This is a genomic window from Corynebacterium phocae (genome assembly GCF_008693075.1).
GTDB classification, from domain to species: domain Bacteria; phylum Actinomycetota; class Actinomycetes; order Mycobacteriales; family Mycobacteriaceae; genus Corynebacterium; species Corynebacterium phocae.
In genome coordinates this window covers 22,856-43,417 of sequence record NZ_VXKJ01000039.1, presented here as the reverse complement: position 1 = coordinate 43,417, position 20,562 = coordinate 22,856, and the positions used below count along the sequence as shown (strand labels likewise).

15 protein-coding genes and 1 tRNA gene are annotated in these 20,562 nt (G+C 59.0%); 7 read left to right on the top strand and 9 right to left on the bottom strand.

Features of this window, described 5'->3' with window-relative positions:
• Positions 1-106 precede the first annotated feature (106 nt).
• The 3 genes from F4V58_RS13060 to F4V58_RS06090 all read right to left on the bottom strand — a co-directional run bounded on the left by F4V58_RS13060 (position 107) and on the right by F4V58_RS06090 (position 1,542).
• Positions 107-724, bottom strand: coding sequence for a hypothetical protein (locus tag F4V58_RS13060; RefSeq protein WP_211272742.1), 618 nt, complete (start codon positions 722-724; stop codon positions 107-109).
• Between the two features lie 33 nt (positions 725-757).
• Positions 758-1,234, bottom strand: a complete 477-nt coding sequence (locus F4V58_RS06095; RefSeq protein ID WP_075734253.1) for a hypothetical protein — start codon at positions 1,232-1,234, stop codon at positions 758-760.
• 231 nt (positions 1,235-1,465) lie between these two features.
• Positions 1,466-1,542: transfer RNA gene (locus tag F4V58_RS06090), tRNA-Leu, on the bottom strand.
• A gap of 191 nt (positions 1,543-1,733) precedes the next feature.
• On the opposite strand from F4V58_RS06090, the gene polA reads away from it, so the two are divergent.
• Entirely contained in the window at positions 1,734-4,331 is a 2,598-nt protein-coding gene (gene polA / locus F4V58_RS06085) for a DNA polymerase I (RefSeq protein ID WP_245803053.1), read from the top strand.
• Between the two features lie 64 nt (positions 4,332-4,395).
• Here polA and F4V58_RS06080 read toward each other — a convergent pair whose 3' ends face one another.
• Positions 4,396-4,923 carry an RDD family protein gene (locus F4V58_RS06080; protein ID WP_075734249.1) on the bottom strand — a complete coding sequence of 176 codons (528 nt, stop codon included), beginning with the start codon at positions 4,921-4,923 and terminating at the stop codon, positions 4,396-4,398.
• Between the two features lie 392 nt (positions 4,924-5,315).
• On the opposite strand from F4V58_RS06080, the gene rpsA reads away from it, so the two are divergent.
• From rpsA to coaE, 4 genes are all read left to right on the top strand, one after another.
• Positions 5,316-6,773 carry a 30S ribosomal protein S1 gene (gene rpsA, locus F4V58_RS06075; RefSeq protein WP_075734247.1) on the top strand — a complete coding sequence of 486 codons (1,458 nt, stop codon included), beginning with the start codon at positions 5,316-5,318 and terminating at the stop codon, positions 6,771-6,773.
• Positions 6,774-7,316: 543 nt separating this feature from the next.
• The gene (locus F4V58_RS06070; protein WP_075736562.1) at positions 7,317-9,425 is read left to right on the top strand and encodes a glucose PTS transporter subunit IIA; all 2,109 of its coding nucleotides are present in this window, start codon (positions 7,317-7,319) and stop codon (positions 9,423-9,425) included.
• 26 nt (positions 9,426-9,451) lie between these two features.
• Positions 9,452-10,306 (top strand): PRD domain-containing protein, encoded by an 855-nt coding sequence (locus tag F4V58_RS06065; RefSeq protein ID WP_075734245.1) that lies wholly within the window; start codon positions 9,452-9,454, stop codon positions 10,304-10,306.
• Positions 10,307-10,317: 11 nt separating this feature from the next.
• Entirely contained in the window at positions 10,318-10,914 is a 597-nt protein-coding gene (gene coaE, locus F4V58_RS06060; protein WP_075734243.1) for a dephospho-CoA kinase, read from the top strand.
• Between the two features lie 40 nt (positions 10,915-10,954).
• On the opposite strand, the gene F4V58_RS06055 is transcribed toward coaE, so the two are convergent.
• Positions 10,955-12,283, bottom strand: coding sequence for a glycoside hydrolase family 183 protein (locus F4V58_RS06055; RefSeq protein ID WP_075734241.1), 1,329 nt, complete (start codon positions 12,281-12,283; stop codon positions 10,955-10,957).
• 110 nt (positions 12,284-12,393) lie between these two features.
• Here F4V58_RS06055 and uvrB point away from each other — a divergent pair, with 110 nt between their 5' ends.
• Together uvrB and F4V58_RS06045 are read left to right on the top strand one after the other, a co-directional pair.
• On the top strand, positions 12,394-14,493 hold the full coding sequence (gene uvrB, locus F4V58_RS06050; protein ID WP_075734239.1) for an excinuclease ABC subunit UvrB: 2,100 nt from the start codon (positions 12,394-12,396) through the stop codon (positions 14,491-14,493).
• 114 nt (positions 14,494-14,607) lie between these two features.
• The gene (locus F4V58_RS06045) at positions 14,608-15,054 is read left to right on the top strand and encodes a universal stress protein (RefSeq protein ID WP_075734238.1); all 447 of its coding nucleotides are present in this window, start codon (positions 14,608-14,610) and stop codon (positions 15,052-15,054) included.
• A gap of 104 nt (positions 15,055-15,158) precedes the next feature.
• On the opposite strand, the gene F4V58_RS06040 is transcribed toward F4V58_RS06045, so the two are convergent.
• From F4V58_RS06040 to F4V58_RS06025, 4 genes are all read right to left on the bottom strand, one after another.
• Complete coding sequence (locus F4V58_RS06040; protein WP_075734237.1) at positions 15,159-16,181, bottom strand: App1 family protein phosphatidate phosphatase; 1,023 nt, start codon at positions 16,179-16,181, stop codon at positions 15,159-15,161.
• Between the two features lie 8 nt (positions 16,182-16,189).
• A complete protein-coding gene (locus F4V58_RS06035) occupies positions 16,190-18,412 on the bottom strand; it encodes a HelD family protein (protein ID WP_075734235.1) in 2,223 nt (740 codons plus the stop codon).
• A 353-nt stretch (positions 18,413-18,765) separates the two neighbouring features.
• A complete protein-coding gene (locus F4V58_RS06030; protein WP_075734233.1) occupies positions 18,766-19,716 on the bottom strand; it encodes a DoxX family protein in 951 nt (316 codons plus the stop codon).
• A 143-nt stretch (positions 19,717-19,859) separates the two neighbouring features.
• Positions 19,860-20,462 (bottom strand): MBL fold metallo-hydrolase, encoded by a 603-nt coding sequence (locus F4V58_RS06025; RefSeq protein ID WP_075734231.1) that lies wholly within the window; start codon positions 20,460-20,462, stop codon positions 19,860-19,862.
• Between the last annotated feature and the right edge of the window lie 100 nt (positions 20,463-20,562).

The following is a 20,562-nucleotide window of genomic DNA, read 5'->3' as shown; positions in this document are numbered from 1 at the left end:
GGGTTCTTTTTAAAGAAGCCACAACCGCGCGAGGGGCCTTCGGCACGGCGGACTTAAGCCCGCCGCACGAAAAGCGCACGGCGGGCAAGGCTAAATCCAGGTATAGCTAGCGGATAAAACGGCCAACCTCGGCAAACACGGTGCCAAGAACAATGGAGATGCCAAAGGCGATAAGGAAGTCCACCAGCAGCTTGAGGAAGTTGTTGGTGTGGACGTTGTCGGTGGTAGCAACGTTTTCATCTAGCCACTTCAGGTAGGAAGACCCCTGGCGGGCTTCAGTGGAGGAAGCCTCTTGCTCAGCGGAGGTACCATCCTGGGCAAGGGCCGGAACAGGGGCCAGTGCCACGCAAGCGGCAGTGGCCAAAGCAATAATTTTTGTGCGCATGGCTGCATACTCTATCAGGAAAAATGCTGCGGTAGGACGGGCAACCGGGCAGCGCGCAGACCGTTGGCAATGATGGTTACCTCCGTTAGTTCGTGGATTGCCACGACCGGTGCCAATCCAAGCACCCCAAAAGATGGCCAAGGGGCACAGCACCGTGATAACGGCGAGGGCAGTGCCCACGGCAACGCCCACGGTAACGGTGGCCAGCGCCGGCGCATCATTAATCCCATCGCCAATCATGGCGGTGGGGGCGCTGGTGGATGCCCCCCGCACGCGGGTGGACCCGTCCGCAGGTAGCAGGCCGGCGTGAAAGTCCGTTATCCCCGCGTGTCGGGGCACAGTGGCGGCCGCCGGAAGCTCTGCGGGGAAAGATTAGTGGCTAGGGGAGTCGCTAAAGTGCGCGAGAGCACGTCTGACCGTGTCCGCTTCGCATCCCAACCGGTACGCGATTGCCTCGGGGGTAAACGAATACTTGCGCATATCATCTCTGGCTAACTCAACTGCTCGGGTGGTGAGCGGGCACCCCGGGGAGGCAATCCGCGGATCCTGATGGATCCAAGGAGCCTGGTCGCATTCGGCGTTCTGACAATCCAGTTGGTGTTGGAACCACCGGATCTTTAGAAACTGGCAACCCAGATTCGTATCAACCAGCTCGACTACCGTCTGGTCAATAACTTCGGCTTGCTCACCGCACCGGGGGCACTGTGGAGAAATCAGGTTGGATTCAATGACCATCACCAGGCCTTCACCTTCCGGAAGGCAGTCGTGGATAGTCACGTCCTCGAATCCAAGTATTTCCTGAGCCAGTGCCTCGTAGTCAGGACCGTCAACGTGGTTACTATCGCTCATTTCGAAGATGGTATCCAAGCCGGCCGCCGTAACAAAACAGCGACGGGCGAAAGTTGCGAAGTTTCCCGGGTTTGGTGGCGCCGCTGCGGTTGCCGTGGTGTGTGACCAATCCCGTGGTGCGGGCCGCGCTGTTGTCGCGGCTGTTCGGTTTCGGGGCTTCCCGCGCAGCTGCACAAGGACGAACAAAACCCTCCACACAGCCGGTAGGGCGGTGTGGAGGGTCTTGGGTTGTGGTGCCTCCGGTGAGACTCGAACTCACACTGAACGGGTTTTGAATCCGTTGCCTCTGCCAATTGGGCTACGGAGGCGCTGCTTAATTTTTAGTTGTGGATACCCGGATTGCAAGCGACCCAGGATCTGGACCCCGCAACGAAGTAACACGGAAGATATTAGCGCATGGCGGCCGACGGAGGGAAATCGCCCCATTTACATGGGGCTTGTAGACTAGCTGACTGTGACTACTACTAAACCTCGCCTCATGCTCATTGACGGACACTCCATGGCCTTCCGCGCCTTCTACGCGCTTCCGGCGGAGAATTTCTCCACCACGGGCGGCCAACACACCAACGCGGTCTACGGCTTTTTATCCATGCTGGCCAATATTGTGGGGCAGCAGCGCCCGGAGTACCTGGCGGTGGCCTTCGATGTGGGCCGCAAGACCTTCCGCACGGAGATGTTCCCGGAGTACAAGGCGCAGCGTGAGGCGGCGCCGGAGCCGTTTAAGGGCCAGGTAGAGCTCATCCGGGAGGTCCTGGAAACCCTGGGGATTACCACCTTGTCCCGGGAGAACTTTGAGGCGGACGACATTTTGGCCACCTTGGCCACCCAGGCCACAGACTTTGACACGGTGCTTGTCACGGGGGACAGGGACTACCTGCAGCTGGTCAACGACACCACCACGGTTCTCTACCCCATGAAGGGCGTGTCTACCATGCACACCTTCACCCCAGAGGCAGTGGAGGAAAAATACGGGCTCACCCCGCAGCAGTACCCTGATTTCGCAGCCCTGCGAGGGGACCCATCGGATAACCTCCCCGGGATCCCTAAGGTGGGGGAAAAGACGGCCACCAAGTGGATCAAGCAGTATGGCTCTTTGGATGAACTGATAGCCAACGCGGACAAAATTAAGGGCGTGGTGGGAGAAAATTTCCGGGAGCGCCTAGACCAGGTCAAAATGAACCGCCAGCTAACCCAGATGATAACCGACATGGACCTGGAGGTAGGCCCGGAGGACCTGGATCTTAAAGGCGCTGACGTCACCGCGTTGGCCGCTAAGTTCGACGAGCTGGAATTCGGCCCAAACCTACGCGAGCGCGTTCTAGCCGTGATCCCCCACGACGGCCAGGAAAGTAACACGGAACCGGCATCTCCGGCACTGGAGCTCAACATCGCTGAGCCTGGTGAGTCCCTAGCCGGCTGGCTGGAAGGAAAGTCAGAGGTTGCCGTCTATGTTCAAGGTGACGGGCAGCCCGGGCGCGGGGACGCAAGTGCCATGGCCTTCGTGGACTCCGAGGGCAACGCTATCCAGGTCGAGCTTCCGGAGCTTAGTGCGGAAGATGACAAAGCCCTGGCCGCGTGGTGGGAAAGCGACGCGATAAAGTTCCTCCACGGCTCCAAGGCCGTGTTTCACATGTTGGCGGGCCGGGGGATTGGCCTTAACGGGGTGGCCCATGACACGGAGTTGGCCGCGTACCTGTTGCGCCCGGGCCAGCGGTCCTACGCGCTGGGGGATATCTACCAACGGCACCTGGAAAAGACTTTAGGTGCTGCCGATGACCAGCTATCTTTGCTGGACGATTGCACCCTGGTGGACCAAGCATCCGCCATTATGGAACTGGCCTTGTCCCTAACCCAAGACTTGATGGACATTGAATCCCTGCAGCTGTACACGGACATGGAGCTTCCACTGGCACTTGTCTTGGCGCGCATGGAATCAACCGGTATCGCGGTGGACATGGACCGGCTAGAGGAACAGCTGGAAGTGCTGGCAGGCAAAGTTCAGGAGCAGGAGCAAGCCGCGCGTGATTTGGCTGGGGACAACTCGCTGAATCTGCACTCACCCAAGCAGCTGCAGGTGGTGTTGTTTGAGACGTTTGATATGCCCAAGACTAAAAAGACCAAGACGGGGTATTCCACAGCGGCCAAGGAAATTGAGCAGCTGGCGGTGACCAACCCGCACCCCTTCCTAGACCACCTTCTGGCGCACCGGGAGTACCAAAAGCTCAAGAGCACCCTGGAAGGTTTGATCAAGACCGTGCAGCCCGATGGCCGCATTCACACCACGTTTAATCAAACGGCGGCGTCTACCGGCCGGTTGTCCTCCACGGACCCCAACCTGCAAAACATTCCGGTACGCACCGAAGCCGGCCGCAAGATCCGCGAGGCCTTCGTAGTCGGTGAGGGATATGAGACGCTGCTAACTGCGGACTACTCGCAGATTGAAATGCGCGTGATGGCGCACCTGTCCGAGGACCCGGGGCTTATCAAGGCCTACCATGAGGGCGAAGACCTACACAACTATGTGGGCTCACAAGTCTTCAACGTCCCCGTAAATGAGGTGACCCCCGAGCTGCGCCGCCGCGTGAAAGCCATGTCCTACGGCCTGGTCTACGGCCTGTCTGCCTTTGGCCTGGCCCAGCAGCTGAGCATCCCCAACGGGGAGGCCAAGCAGATTATGGAGGCTTACTTTGACCGCTTTGGCGGGGTAAAGCAATACCTTGATGACGTGGTGGTCAAAGCCCGCAAGGACGTGTACACGGCCACCATCTTTGGGCGCCGGCGCTACCTCCCGGAGCTTAACTCCGACAAGCGCCTGGCCCGCGAAAACGCCGAGCGTGCCGCGCTCAACGCCCCCATCCAGGGCACGGCGGCGGACATCATCAAGGTGGCCATGATCCGCGTGGACAAGGCGCTTGAGGGCTTCAAATCCCGCGTGCTGCTGCAGGTCCACGACGAACTCGTTGTGGAAGTTGCCAAAGGTGAGCTTGAGCAGGTGCGTGAAGTCATTGAAAAGGAGATGGACAGCGCTATCAGCCTGACCGTGCCGCTGGAAGTCTCCGTGGGCGCGGGGGAGAACTGGGACGCCGCCGCGCACTAGCTTCCGGCCCGATCGGGCCCGGCCGGGCCGGAACCAGCCAGGACCAGCCGGGGCCAGCCGGGCTCTAAACCCCAGCCGGCGGGAATTCCAGCCGGTCCACCCGTGCTTGGGCCCAGGTGTCAAAGGGGTGCTTGCCCCAGATGATGATGCACACGCCTAGGACTACGGGGATGAGGTTCTCCCACGACGCCACGTCTGCTCCACTGCCCCATGGGGCTGTGGCCCCAAGCTGGTATTCGAAGGCTATGACCGCAGTTATGGCTAAAATCCAGGCGTTGCGCACCGCGGCGGCCACCCAAGCGTTCCGGGTGGGTGGGCCGGTATTGACCACGTAGAGGTTGCCCAGGAGCTTGCCCAGTGAGGTGTTCCGGGTGGCCTCAAAGACCCAGCGGTAGACAAAAACCACGACGGTAAAGATTGCCGCCCCCACTTGGTCACCGGCCAGGCCCCAGCTAAGCCCGGCGGTATCCCCGGTGCCGGCGGCCCTAGCCACTAGGTAGATGATAAGCGCCACCACGGGTGAGACCACCAGGCAGTCCAACCACAGGCAGGTCACGCGGCGGATGAAGTAACGGAGGCGGGTAAGCCACATGGGGATCCTATCTTGGGCTTGCGGGAAAAATTATTGCTTTGGGGGCCCAATGCTCTGGGGAATTAAACGGTCTTGGTGAGATTCTAGTAGTGTCCCGGCTTGCTGCGTAACCGTGGTGAACATGGTAACTGCGGTAAGTCGTGTGACCCATGTGGCGGCAACCAGTTGGGGCGGAGGGGTTGTGGACTCTATTGGCGCGCCAAATTTGCGGGTTGAGCTGGGTTAATATACGATTGTTCGAGCGTGTCTATGTCGTGCGGTATTCCCGGTTAGCGTGGGAGAACCTCGAAGCCGCAACGGCGGGATCAAAATTCACCCAGTACGCTGGGCGTTTTGAGATGATGCGTACATGTCCAAATACTACCTCCCACGAAATTTCGGAGCATAAATTAATGCCATCTTCTAAAACCCCTCAGGTTGCGATCAACGACATCGGAACCGCTGAGGATTTCCTCGCAGCCGTTGACGCAACCATCAAGTACTTCAATGATGGTGACATCGTTGAAGGTACCGTTGTCAAGGTTGACCATGACGAGGTACTGCTTGACATTGGATACAAGACCGAGGGCGTCATTCCGTCCCGCGAGCTTTCCATCAAGCATGACGTCGATCCCGATGAGGTCGTCGAGGTCGGCGACACCATCGACGCACTTGTTCTCACCAAAGAGGACAAAGAAGGCCGTCTGATTCTGTCCAAGAAGCGCGCACAGTACGAGCGTGCATGGGGCGCCATCGAGGAGCTTCAGGCCAAGGAAGAGCCAGTTACCGGTACCGTTATCGAGGTTGTCAAGGGCGGCCTCATCCTGGATATCGGCCTGCGTGGCTTCCTCCCAGCTTCCCTGGTGGAAATGCGTCGCGTTCGCGACCTGGAGCCATACATCGGTCAGCAGCTTGAAGCCAAGATCATCGAGCTGGACAAGCAGCGCAACAACGTTGTCCTGTCCCGCCGTGAGTTCCTGGAGCAGACCCAGTCTGAGGTTCGCTCTGAGTTCCTGCACCAGCTGCAGAAGGGCCAGGTCCGCAAGGGCGTTGTCTCTTCCATCGTCAACTTCGGTGCCTTCGTGGACCTGGGCGGCGTAGACGGTCTGGTTCACGTCTCTGAGCTGTCCTGGAAGCACATCGATCACCCATCCGAGGTTGTCACCGTCGGTGATGAGGTAACCGTTGAGGTCCTAGACGTTGATCTAGACCGCGAGCGCGTTTCCCTGTCCCTGAAGGCTACCCAGGAAGATCCTTGGCGCGTATTCGCACGCACCCACGCTGTGGGCCAGATCGTGCCAGGCAAGGTCACCAAGCTGGTTCCTTTCGGTGCGTTCGTTCGCGTCGAAGAAGGAATCGAAGGCCTCGTCCACATCTCCGAGCTGGCTCAGCGCCACGTGGAGGTCCCGGACCAGGTTGTCACCGTTGGCCAGGAAGTTATGGTCAAGGTCATCGACATCGACCTCGAGCGTCGTCGTATCTCCTTGTCCGTCAAGCAGGCTGATGAGGACTACACCGAAGAGTTCGATCCATCCAAGTACGGCATGGCTGACTCTTACGACGAGCAGGGCAACTACGTCTTCCCAGAAGGCTTCGATGCTGAGACCAACGAGTGGAAGGAAGGCTTCGACGAGCAGCGTCAGGCTTGGGAGGCTCGCTACGCTGAGTCCGAGCGCCGCTTCCAGCTGCACTCCGCACAGATCGAGCGCAACCGCGCCGCTGCTGCTGAGGCCGCTGAGAACCAGGATTCCTCCAACTACTCCTCTGAGTCGAATGATGCAGCTCCGGCGTCCAACGAATCAGAGTCCGCTGGTTCCCTAGCTTCCGACGAGCAGCTTGCTGCCCTTCGCGACAAGCTGGCCGGCAACTAAGTCAGGCTCAACCTGATTTAGTCACTGGTCTAGGCCACTAGGTGGCCTAGTAGAACCAATGCTTAGCCCCGCCGCCTTCCCGTTTATTGGGAGGGCAGGCGGGGCTTCGCTGTGGTCTGGATAGGGGGCGGTTTCAAGAGATCGTGGCTGGAGCGGACTAGGTTTCCTGGTTCCCTGAGTTCCCGATCCTCATTTCCTCCTGCGGGCTTGCGCTCCGGGGCTGTGCTGGTGTGCAACCGCGTGGGGGAGTGCGGAGGGAGTGCGGAGGGAGTGCAGAGGGAGTGTGGGGGAATGGGGTGTAGGGGAGTGGAGTGCGGGGAGTGGGGTGGAAAGGAATCGAGTGGGAAACCCCTCAGTCCAGGAATTTTGTGACGGTTCTTGCTTATGCCAGTCTTTCGGTGTAGTATTCGTTGCAACCCCGGTTGCACAGACAACTGGTAACAGGGTTGTTACTCTTTATTGAGGCAAGACCTGAGGTAGTCGCTTTCGCGCGGCTTCCTCAGGTCTTTTCTCATTCTCATCTAACTAAGAAGGTTTATGGCTATGAGCACTACTTCTCGCCAAACCGCCCAAGATATCTTGGATGCGGTTGGTGGACCTAGCAACGTGAATTCCTTTACTCACTGTGCCACGCGCTTGCGTTTCGATCTCAATGACGCTTCCATTGTTAACAAGGAAGCCCTTGACTCGCACCCCGGCGTGATGGGCGCAGTGCCACAAGGCGCACGCAACTATCAGGTAATTATTGGCGGTAACGTCTCCAGCGTCTATGACGATATCCGTTCTTTGCCCGCAATGAAGGGCAACGGTGAACCGTCTAACGACGACGTCAAGGCTGCCGCCCGCGCAAAGTCCAAGGGCAAAATCCCGGGCATGGACGTATTCTTCGAGTACCTCTCAGACTCGTTCCGTCCCATCCTCGGCGTGCTGCTTGGCGCGTCTTTGATCATCGCCTTCACCGCTGTCCTTGACGCGTTGAAGCTTGTGGACTTCCGTGCAGACGACAAAGCTGCAGGCTGGGTCTTCGTGGACGCGATGTGGAACGCAGTGTTCTACTTCCTCCCCATCATGGTGGCCTATAACGCGGGTAAGAAACTCCGTATTGACCCCTGGGTACCAGCCGTTGTAATGGGCGCGCTGATGACCCCGGCCTTCACCGGCCTGAAGGACAACGCGGCTACCACTTGTATCACCAACGCTACGTTGGGTACCGAGGTTTGTTCCGTGCCTATCTTCGGCCTGGATATGACCCTTCCAAGCTACGGCGGAAACGTCTTCGTTCCTTTGATGATGACTGCGGTTGCCGCCCTTATCTACAAGGCTTTGCAGAAGGTTATTCCGACCTCCGTTCACATGGTCTTCGTTCCATTCTTGACCCTGCTGGTGGTTATTCCTTTGACCGCATTTGTCATTGGCCCCCTGGGTATTTGGCTGGGTACCGGCATTGGTGCCGGTTTGGCTTGGATGAACAGCAACGCTCCGTTCGTCTTTGCAATCGCTATTCCTATGTTGTTCCCATTCCTGGTTCCGCTGGGCCTGCACTGGCCTTTGAACGCTTTGATGCTCATCAACATCCAGACTCTGGGTTACGACTTCATTCAGGGCCCAATGGGCGCCTGGAACTTCGCTTGTTTCGGCGCTACCGCCGGTGTGCTCTTCCTGTCCATCCGTGACAAGGATCTGGAAATGCGTCAGACTTCTGCCTCCGCACTGGCCGCTGGCCTCTTCGGTGGTATCTCCGAGCCTTCCCTCTACGGTATTCACCTGCGCTTCAAGCGCGTCTACCCGCGTATGCTGGTCGGTTGTTTTGCCGGTGGCCTTACCGTTGCCATCCTGGGTATTCCTACCGACGGCGTTAAGACCAGCGCCTTCGCGTTTACGTCCCTGCTGACCATCTCGGTCTTTAGCCCCATGCTTACTTACGCGATTGCCATTGCAGTTGCCTTCTTCACCTCGATGATTCTTATCGTGGTTACCGACTACCGCACGCCGGAAGAGCGTGAAGAGTCCCGTGCCCGCATTGCTGCGGCTAACGCTGCTGCTAATGGGGACACCGCAATCACCACCGCTCCTGCAGCGCCTGAGGTTTCTGACAACGCACCCCTGGCACCGGTTGCCGGCGCTTCTTCCGGTGCTACCGCCGCTGGTGCTACCGCAGCCGGTGGCGCTACAGCACTCGCTGAAAGGCCAGTTTCTACCACCGTGGAAGTTGTTACCCCAGTCGAGGGCCGCGTGGTTGCCCTTTCAGATGTTGATGACGCCGCTTTTGCTTCTGAGACCCTGGGTAAGGGCGTTGGCGTAGTACCTGCCAACGGCACCGTAGTTTCCCCAGTATCCGGCGTTATTGCCAGTGCTATGAAATCCGGCCACGCCTACGGCATCAAGACTGATGACGGCGTGGAGATCCTTGTCCACATTGGTATTGACACCGTGAAGATGAAGGGTGAAGGCTTCACCCCCAAGGTTGCCAAGCGCGACCGCGTTGAAGCCGGACAGGTTCTTGCTGAGTTCGACCTGGACGCCGTTCGCGCAGCAGGTTATGACAACACCGTGATCTGTACGGTTACTAACACCAAGAAACTGGATTCTGTTAACCCTGCCGCCCCAGGAGAAGTTCGCTTGGGTGACAGCGTCATTTCAGTTCGTACTTAAGCATTAAAACGCTAGAATAATACCTAATGAAAGTTCTAAGGGTATTAAACAACAACGTCGTCTTGGCCCGCCGGGAGGGTTTACCCTCTGCGGACCAAGGCGACGAAGTTATTGTTACTGGCCGGGGTGTGGGCTTCGGGATGAAGCAAGGCCAGACTATTGACCCTGACAAGGTGGTCAAGGTCTTTGTTTCCATGGACGGGCGCGATCCTGATCACGCCGCTGAAATGCTTGCCGCCGTCCCACCGGTATTCGTGCGCTTAGTGGTGGAAGCCATGGTGGCGGCTGAATTCCCTGCGAAGCTCAGTGAGAGGCTCACTTTTGTTGTGGCGGTCGCAGACCATATCTCCATGGCGGTCAGGCGTCACGCCAACGGTGACCACGTGGCCTACCCGCTGCGCGCCGAAGTTGAGCACCTCTACGGAGATGACTACCGGCTAGCTGGGCAGCTTTTGGAAGAAATTAACCAAAAGATGGATATCCCGCTTCCCCAAGATGAGGCCGTGGCGCTTACCCTGCACCTGGTCAATGCCGGTTTTTCCACCGGGGACCTGTCCTACACTTACAAGATGACCGGGCTTATTCAGCAGATCATAGACGTGGTCTCTAGTTTCTACGGGGAGCACCTGGACTCCACCACGGTGAGTGTTGCCCGCTTTATCACTCATCTGCGCTACCTCTTTGTGCGTATTGCCCAGCACGGGCAGCTAACTTCGGAGCATTCTGCCGTGGCGGACGCCATCATGGAAAGCTACCCGCAGGCTGCGGAGTGCGCGGGCATTTTGGAAAGCTTGTTGGAGCTGCGCCTAGACGCCAGTCTCACGGGGGACGAGCTTGCGTACCTGGCGTTGCACATCGCACGGCTGGCACCTACGCAGTAGTCTTGGTGGGCATGAAACTCATAGGGCTTACCGGCGGAATTGGTAGTGGAAAATCTACGGTGGCGCAGCTTCTGGCCAGCCACGGCTGGGAAGTTGTGGACGCTGATAAAATTGCCAGGGAAATCGTGGAACCCGGCCAGCCCGCGTTGGAAGAACTAGCTGCGGAATTTGGTCAGGATATCCTTGACTGCAGCGGGCAGCTAGACCGGGCGGTGCTCGCCGAACGCGCTTTTGCCACCCAGGAATCCACCTCCCGGCTAAACGCCATCACGCACCCGCGGATAGCGGAGATTACCCAACAGCGCTTCGCAGCTGCGCGCGCGGGGGGTAAGAAGTTTTGCGTCTATGACATGCCGCTGCTGGTAGACAAAGGTCAGCATAAGGATATGGACGAGGTCATCGTGGTTGATGTTGAACCCGAAGAACGCGTGCGCAGGTTGGTGGCCTCACGGGGGCTGAAAGAAGCCGATGCCCGCGCGCGCATCGGCCGCCAGATCCCGGACAGTGAGCGGCTGGCAGCCGCCACCTTTGTCATTGACAACAACGGGCCACGCGACGCCTTGGAGGCGCAGGTGGCCCGGGTAGTCAAGCAGATAGAGGCCGCCTAGTCCCCGGCGTGGTCACGGTATGGTGCCCCGGACGCTAAGGCTAATTAATGACCTCATCCACCGTGATGTTGTCGGTGGTGAGGTTGTGCTTCAGCGCGAAGTCCAGGTCCGTGCGCATGAAGTAGACGTTGTAATCATCGAACGTACTCATCACGTAGTAGAGGTGTTGGTCATCCTGGCCAGGGACAATGAAGCCGCCGTACAGCTGCGGGATGGTGGACTGGGCAATCAGCAGGCGTTCTGCAGACCATGGTCCGTTCAGGCGCGGTGCGGTGCGCACCACCATACCCTTGCCCTCATGGAGGTACATGGCGACGTAGAGGTTCAAATAAGAGTTATAGGTCACCGAAAGCTCGGAGACCCTAGGCCCAAAAATGGCGGCTTTAGGCAATAGCAAGTCCGCGGGGCTGGAGGTCCACCTATCACCATCCCAGTACTCAAAGGCGTCCTCGTCCGGGAATTGCGCGCGGGCAGCCCGGGAGAGGTAAGCGCTGCCAAAGCGTCCGTTTGGCGTGGACAACCTGTAGATGTAGTCACCCTCATCCGCAAAATGGGGCTCAACAAAAGCAGCCATCTGCAGGCGGTCGTAGCCCAAATCAAAAGCCGAGCCGTCAGGCGTTAATGCGGGCAGCCCGTTGTTGCGCACAGAACCGGGGGAAATTGACCAGTTTGCGCCGTCCGTTGAGGTCACGGTGGCGGCGTAGTTGGTGTCCCACTGGCCCGGGGCACCCCAGTGCCGCACGGACATGTAGTCCACGTAGTGTATTCCGTCAACCACAATCCCAGCGGTAGGGATGGTGGTCATTTCCACGTTGTCTTCCTTGCGGGAGCCAATAAATTCCCGGGCGTCGCCGTCAGCAGACCAACCCTTGGGCGTGAGTGCCTGAGTAAGAGTCAGGCCGTCGCCAAAGTTGCGGTCGTTAGTTCGGGCCAGGACGTTGGATCGCCAAAACTCATTGTTCGGTGCGCACTTCCCGGTGTCACCAAACGCCAAATACGTGGTGGCCCCATCAGCGTAGGCCACCCCCAGGTCGGTGGAGGTAATACCCCAGCGGCTGTGAGTCTGGTCCGGGGAGGTGGGGCCGGTAATAAACTGGAGGGAGCGGGTGGGGCCGTCGCTAATGAGCGCCGGCGGGACCGCTTTGGGTGCCGGCTGCGCGCTTGAAGAACCGGACCCAAACCAGGAGGAACCGCTAGAAGCTGCGAAAACTGGGTTGCTGGGCTGTGCTGGAGATCCGGTGACAAAGGGGCGTACGGATTGTTCGCTGCACAGCTGGGCGTTAGCCACCGGAACTAAGCCGGGCACAAGGGCAGGGACAGGGACAAGCAGCGCGGAGACTGCCAGGATTAAAGGCCGGGGAATAGACATAGTCTCTAAGCTTAAACTCCTTGGCACCGCTTTACCTACCGCCACGGCACGCGGATTACCCCTGGTGTGGAGTTTTTAAGCGATGTCCCTAGCCCGGCTATGCTTAAGGCATGGCTTTTGCTGCGGAACACCCCATCCTTCCAGAATCCGAACACCGCCCCGTAGGGGAGATCGAAAGATCTGCGCGTAAATTCGAGGTGATCTCGGAATTCCAGCCCTCTGGTGACCAGCCGGTGGCCATCAAGGAACTTGATAAAAGGCTGAACAGAGGCGAGCGTGACGTGGTCCTCCTGGGCGCCACCGGTACCGGTAAGTCTGCCACTGCGGCCTGGTTGATTGAAAAGCAGCAGCGTCCAACCCTGGTTATGGCACCAAACAAGACCTTGGCAGCGCAGCTGGCTAACGAGCTCCGCGAGCTGTTGCCCAATAACGCGGTGGAATACTTTGTGTCCTACTACGACTACTACCAACCGGAGGCCTACATCGCGCAGACGGATACCTACATTGAAAAGGACTCGTCCATCAACGAGGACGTAGAGCGGCTGCGGCACTCCGCCACATCAGCACTGCTGTCGCGCCGCGACGTGGTAGTGGTCTCCTCCGTGTCCTGCATCTACGGCTTGGGAACGCCGCAGTCCTACCTGGACCGCTCCGTCATTTTGTCCGTGGGGGAGGAAGTGGAGCGCGACCGCTTTTTGCGCCTGCTGGTGGATATCCAGTACGAGCGCAACGATATCGGGTTCACGCGCGGTGCCTTCCGCGTTAAAGGAGACACCGTGGATATCATCCCAGCGTACGAGGAACGCGCGGTGCGCATTGAGTTCTTCGGAGACGAAATTGATGAGCTTTACTACATCCACCCCCTGACCGGAGACGTGTTGGAGCGCGTCGAGCAGGTGCGGATCTTCCCGGCCACGCACTACGTAGCCGGCCCTGAGCGGATGGAAAAGGCGGTGGCCGACATCAAAGAAGAACTTGCGGAGCGCTTAGCCGACCTGGAAAACCGGGGCAAGCTGCTGGAGGCACAGCGTCTGCGCATGCGCACCGAATATGATCTGGAGATGATTGAGCAAGTAGGTTTTTGCTCCGGTATTGAAAACTACTCCCGGCACATTGACGGCCGCCCGGCCGGCACGGCACCGGCTACCCTCCTGGACTACTTCCCGCAGGACTTCCTCACCATCATTGATGAGTCTCACGTGACCGTCCCGCAGATAGGTGGAATGTTTGAAGGGGATATGTCCCGCAAGCGCAACCTGGTGGAATTCGGATTCCGCTTACCGTCCGCTTTGGATAACCGGCCCCTGACCTTCGACGAGTTCGAAGAACGCGTGGGTCAAGCCGTGTACATGTCCGCTACTCCCGGCAATTTTGAGATGGCAGCCTCCGGGGGAGAGTACGTGGAGCAGGTCATCCGCCCCACCGGCCTGGTTGATCCCAAGGTCACGGTGAAACCCACCAAGGGGCAGATAGACGACCTTATTGATGAAGTACGCCAGCGCACCGCCAAACAAGAGCGCATCCTGGTCACCACCCTGACCAAGCGAATGGCCGAAGACCTCACGGACTACCTCCTAGAACACGGGATCAAAGTCCGGTATTTGCACTCCGATATTGACACGCTGCAGCGCGTGGAGCTGCTCCGCCAGCTGCGCCTGGGCGAATACGACGTGTTGGTGGGAATCAACCTGCTGCGCGAGGGATTGGACCTTCCGGAAGTTTCCTTGGTGGCCATCTTGGACGCGGACAAGGAAGGGTTCTTGCGTTCAACCACCTCGCTCATCCAGACCATCGGACGCGCTGCACGTAACGTCTCCGGTGAGGTCATCATGTACGCCGACAAAATCACCGACTCCATGGCGCAGGCTATTGAGGAAACCGAGCGCCGCCGCGAAAAGCAGATTGCCTACAACAAGGAACACGGCGTAGATCCGCAACCGCTGCGCAAGAAGATTGCAGACATCCTAGACCAGGTATACGAGTCGGAGGCGGAATCCGAAGGTGCGGACGCGTCCGATCCCGCGTCAATTGTGGAAAAGCATGACCTTTCCTCCATGGCAGTCGGTGAGGTTCAAAAACTGATAGATGACCTCACCGCCCAAATGCGGGCGGCTGCCAAGGAGCTGAAGTTCGAGCTAGCCGGGCGGTTACGCGATGAGGTGATGGAGCTGAAAAAAGAGCTGCGCGGGCTTAAAGACGCCGGGATCTAAGCAGGGCGCACGGGGCTCTGGTCTGCGCATGGGCTAGAGCCTTGGCGTTATCGAAAAGCTAACCAAGCCAGCTAGACTAGTGGGGCAAACCCTAAGTTTCACAGAAAGGCCACCATGAGCGATTACAGCACCATTGTAGTTGGAACCGATGGATCCAAGTCATCCCTTCTAGCAGTGGAGCGCGCAGCCAAAATAGCCGCAGTATTCGACGCCACCCTAGTTATTGGTGTCGCGTTTTACGAGGATAAAGAGCAGGCCTCTCAGACTCTACGCCAGGAGTCCGTCACCGTCCTGGGTGATGAGACAGCGCGGGAGAACCTGGAATCCGGCAAGGCCCACGCCGAGAAGTTCGGTGCCACCAAAGTTGAGACCACCGTGCGGTCGGGCACGCCGGTCCAGGCCCTGATGGGAATTGTCAACGACTTTGACGCGGACCTGCTGGTGGTGGGAAACCGCGGAATCAACTCCCTTACCGGCCGCTTGCTAGGCTCCGTGCCTGCTGACGTGGCCCGGCAGTCCGATTGTGACGTCATGATTGTTCACACCGTCAACGAGTCCTAGACCAGGCCGTTAACCGCAAGAAGATGTGAAAAAGCCGCCCCGCACTGTGGTAGTGCCGGGCGGCTTCTTGGTATCCGGGGGGTGCTGTGAGCGGGGCGGAGGGGCTATTCCGCTTCGTTGACGAACTGCTCCAACTGCGCTTCAAGCTCGTATCCATTGGTGCCCTGGATAACCGGGATATTGGTCCGGCTGGCGGAAGAGTTGACCTCCACCAGTGGTGCCAAAGTGCCGTGGGCCAGCAACTGCTCCTCCGGAGACAGGTTGCGGATGGCTATACCGCGCACATGGTCAGGGTGTTCTACGGCCGCGTCCACGTAGGTGCGGGGATCGTGCTGCCCGTCATCACCGATGAGAATCCATTCCACGCCCGGATAGGTAAGGAAGAGGTTCCGGAGTGCCACCTTCTTGTGCTCAGTGCCGTTGCGGAACAAACCGGTAGGAGTGGGACCCCAGTCGGTCAACAGCATGGGGCCGGCCGGAAAACCGTGGGAGGCTAGGAAATCTGTCAGCGTCTCATAGGTATTCCACGCCCCGGTGGACAGGTATATAACCGGTGCTCCCGGGTGCTTTTCATGCAGGGCCTGGTAAAAGCTGGACATGCCCTCCACAGGCTTGCGGTTATTGGTTTTGCGGACCCAGGAGTTCCACGCCGCCGTCCACGCGCGCGGCAGCCAGGTGACCAAGACGGTGTCATCAATATCGCTAACAAAGCCCACGGTTGTCTCCGCTGAGACAATCAAGACCGGGGCTATGACAGTCTGGCCGCCTTGCACATCAATCGTGGCCTCATGCCAACCAGCGTCCAAGCCGTGGTCCTCAATCCGGACGTCAATGTAGCCCTGGGAGTCCGCATGGGAGTCAACGGTGGTGGCACCCAGTTTCACCGTGACCGGGATATCCGCCACCTCAATGGTAAAGAACTGGCGGTAGCCGCGCTGTGCCCAGGTTTCCTCCGGGCGGCGGTTGGGGTCTTCCAAAAGCACACGCCCCAGCACGTGAGCTACGTCCATGGAGCCATAGCCACTGTATCCGGTAACGGAGGGGACCCACCCACGGTTGCGGGCGCGCTTAGCGGCAAAAGAGTTGGCGGAAGATTCAAGTTTACGGGCGATATCTGCAATAGCCATTGAAAATCTTAATTCGTTTCGGTAGTAGGAAGTGGTCCAACAATAGTGAGAGTCTGGGTCGCACGGGTGATAGCAACGTAGAGGTTTTGCCACCCCTGCGGTGAGGCTTCGACTATCTCGGATGGATTGACCACAGTGACGTGATCATACTCCAATCCTTTGGCCGTTTCTATGTTGCCGGCATCTAACACGGCCTCCAAGCGGGACCCCGCAGTAGTGCGAACCCCACGGAAAGTGGGAGCCGTGTCGGCGAACATAACCGGGCGGCCGTCACGGATAGCCGTTGCCGGCTGGGCTTGGGGGTCAATGACGGCCAGAACCTGGTTGGCCAGCTGCGTCACCGGCTGGGGAGTGCGGTAGTTCACCGTGAGACAGTGGTGGCGGAACCGGGAACCAACGAACGGCTCTAGGGTCTCGCTCCAGGAGTCCACCCCAGCCGGGGCCCCAGTTTGGGCGGTATCACCCACCAAGGTCATCCAACGCGAAGGGCTGCGCCGGAACACCATGCGCCATTCCATGGGACTAAGCTCCTGAGCCTCATCAATGATGATATGACCGTACGCCCACGTGTAGTCCTCCCGTGCCCGTTGGGCGGTAGTGCGGATGTCGCGGACCTCCTGGCGGTGGGCTAGGGTTTCTGCGTCAATGATGTCGTGTGCGGAAAGGATCTCCGCATCAAACATGTCGTCGTCGTTGTCCGTGGATTCTGACGAGGACAAAATATCTAGGGCTTCCTCCGCGTCGGCTAACTCCTGGCGCCACTGCCTATCAGCCTCCGTTTTCTCCGTCTCCGGGTCTGGCATGCCCACCAACACTGCCAGTTCGTCGAGCAATGCGGTGTCCGAGGTGCTCCAGTCAGTGCCGTTGGTGCGGTAGAGGGCGGACTGGGTTTCTCCGTCGTAATCAGCCGCTGCGGCAGCAATGGCGTCTTTGCTAGAAAGCAACTCCGCGAGCACGTGCATGGGCGAAAGCTTTGGCCACAGCTCATCGATGAGGGCTTCTACCACCGCGTTGTCTTCCAGATCATCATGGAGCTGGTCAACGTCCGCGCGGGACAAGAGATTCTCACCACCCAGGGGATCCGCCCCAATCCGGTCGGCCATCTGCTGGGCAAGCTGGTCCACAAGGTGCTCCTTGAAAGCCCCCCGCGCCAGGTTGTGCGGTTTGCGGCTGCGCCGCGCACGAGTTCGCGCCGATGCCACCATTGCGGGCGTTACCTCCAATGAAAGCGAGTCTATCCGGAGCTCGCGGTTGTGATCTGGCACGGCCTGGTAATTGCGCACCGCTCGGGTGAGGATCTCCACCATTTCCGCAGAACCCTTAACCTCGCGCACGTCAAGGGACTCCACCAACTCAGGATGAACGCCCGGGAATAGGTCACCGACCGTGGCAAGGACCACGCCGGTTTCGCCCAATTCCGGAAGGACACGGGAGATGTATTCCAAGAAGGTGTCATTGGGGCCAAGGATTAACACGCCGGTGGCGGAGAGGTAATCACGGTGGTTGTACAGCAAGTAGGCAATCCGGTGCAGCGCCACGGCGGTTTTTCCCGTGCCGGGCCCGCCTTCCACAACCATGACCCCGCGCGTGGTGTCCCGGATGATTTCATCCTGCTCACGCTGGATAGTCTCCACTATCGAAGCCATGTGGCCGGTGCGGGCCTTCTCCAGCGCGGCGTGGAGGGCGGACTCACCGGCCACGCCCTGCTCCGCGCCTGGTGCCCCGGCGGTAAGGGCTTCGTCGCTAATCTCCTTTACGCTCCGGCCGGAAGTGCGGATATGGCGGCGTGTGGCCACGCCCTCCGGGTGAGCGGTGGTGGCTAAGTAGAAAGCGCGAGCCATGGGGGCGCGCCAATCAAGCAGCAGCGTGCGGTAGTCATCATGGCGGTCATCCAGGCCCATACGGCCGATGTAGCGGCGGTCCAGTCCTTCTGCCGTGGGGTTGTCACCAGGTGCGTCAATATCAATGCGCCCGAAGACCAGGCCCAGCTGCGCCAGGTTGAGGCGGTCAAGTTTCTTTTGCAGGCCGTGGTACTCGGTCTCACGGCGAACCAGCGCGTCCGAGTCCGGGTTTTGAGGGTCTACTTCCAGCATCACCTCGGATAGCCGCTGGTTCGCTGTGGCAACCTCCCCGTCAAGGTGTGCGAAGAGGGTGTCTACGTATGCCTGCTCAGCCGCGAGCTCCGCTGAGTAAGCTGCGGCGTTATCAGGTAAGTTCCCTGGCTGGGACAAGGGTGGTAACTCCTTAAAAGTCTGAGATGTGTGTAGGCAAAAGTCTGAGATGTGTGTAGGCAAAAGTCTGGGATGTGTGAAGCCGGAATGTGCTGGGCCTGGACGTGCTGGGCCGGGGAAGGCGGCCAGGGCGCGGGTGGCCAGGGCGGGCGGCTAGGGCGCGTGGCCGGCGCGCGCGGGCAAGGAAAGAGCGACGGACCAAGCACTTGATGCTTGATCCGTCGCTTCCAACGCTGCGCGGGGCTTTCTTTATTCCCGGTGGGCGGGTACCTGCTTTATTCCCGGCGCGCGGGTACCTGCTTACCAGGCGGGTAGCCGCCTTAAGATTAGGCGGTACCGAAGGTAGGTGGAGCCTAGACGCGGTCGCCGAACTTCTTCAGCGCCTTTGCCATAGCCTTGTCAGCCTGCTCCTGCAGCTTCTCGGCGTTCTTAGCGGCCTTCTTGGCAGCCTTGCGGGTGTCCGCAGACTTGACGCGGTCAAGCGCTTCATCGGCACGCTCCTGTGCCTTGGCGGCGTTTTTGACTACGGCCTTGCGGGCAACCTTGGAGTTCTTCTCCGCAGCCTTGAGGAACTTCTTGCCTTGCTTTTCCCAATCACCGCGGTTGTCGTCGATGAAATCCTCAACCGTGTCGCGGGCTTCCTGAGCGTAGTGCTTGGCGGAATCTAGAATGTTGCGGCCAGCGTCCTCCCAGTCATCGCGGTTGTCCTCAACGTAGGCCTGAGCCTTGTCAGTGGTCTCGTGGAACCAGCCCTGTGCCTGGGAAGAGAACTCAGAGGCACGCTCGGAGACGTTTTCTGCGAACTTCTCAGACTCCGACTTGGTGGGCAGAGCAGCCTGGACCTTGCGGGCCGCACGCTTGGTGCCCTTCTGCGCACGCCAGCGCAGGGAGGGGTTGCCCTCAGTGTCCTGGGTGACAATGAACAGCGCACCCATAAGTGCGGTGTTGGTCAGCAGACCATTGCGCTTTTCATCCTTGGATGGTTCCGCACCCTTTGGGTCCCACACAGTGTTACGTGCGATAACGCAAGGCAGGTGGCTGAGCGCCATCACTGCTGCGGAAGTGCGAGGTGCCTTACCCAGTGCGAAGAGGGTACCGGAGGCAACCTTGATTCCGGACAAGCCCTTGACAACGGTTTCGGTGTCCTTAGGGATGTACATCGAATAAGGGGCGGGGACAAACTTGCGGGCCGTCTTGAGCAAGTCAGCGGACTTTGGCACGCGCTTTTCAGTGTTGCGCAGGGCATCAACGCCGTCGTAGATAAAGACGGATGCCAGCATGGGGCGGGCGATCTTACGGATCATAAAGTGTTTTCTCCTTGTATTTGCCCAACTCAACCGGGCATTATAATTCAAAGCTAGAGGCCCACAACCAATAGACCGGGGGCGTAGCTAGTGCAATGTCCCAACCAGCTTACCTAACTTTGAAAATTATGGGGCTAAGCGGGCTACCAGCCGCGCGCCAGCCACTCATCCAACTGCGGGCGCTCCGCTCCTAGCGTGGTGGATTTGCCGTGCCCGGGGTGTACAACGGTGGAGTCTTCGTAGACGTCAAAGATCCTCTCGGTGACGTCCTTGAACAGGCGCGCGAAACTTCCTTCGGAGTCGGTCTTGCCCAGGCCGCCGGGAAAGAGGCTGTCCCCAACAAACAGGTGAGTGGTTCCTGCCATCTCCACGGCTAGGGCCGCGCCGCCGGGGGTGTGGCCGCGCAAAATTGCGACCGGAAGTTCTTGTCCGCCAAATTCGATGACGTCTCCATGGTTGAGCTCCACATCAACCGGGGCCGGTAGGGCGGGGGAGTCAAGGAAAGGGGCGTAGTGGGTAGCTCCGGTGGCAGAGAGTACCTCCGGTAGTGCGCGGACGTGGTCCCAGTGCCGGTGGGTGGTAAGGACCCCGGTGATGGTGACGCCTGCAGACTTAGCCATCGCAAGCAGCGCTTTGGGATCATCGGCAGCGTCGATGAGCAGGCCTTGGGATCCCGAACACAATAGGTAACAGTTGTTATCCATCTCAGATACGGAAATATGTTCTAAAGTAATAGTGTTGTTCATAGTGTTAAGCCTACGTATGTTTTGGGCAAAAGCCCCGTATATTGGTTGAAGTCATTTGCCTTCTACTGACTACCGGGCCAACCCGCGCCACCTGCCATAA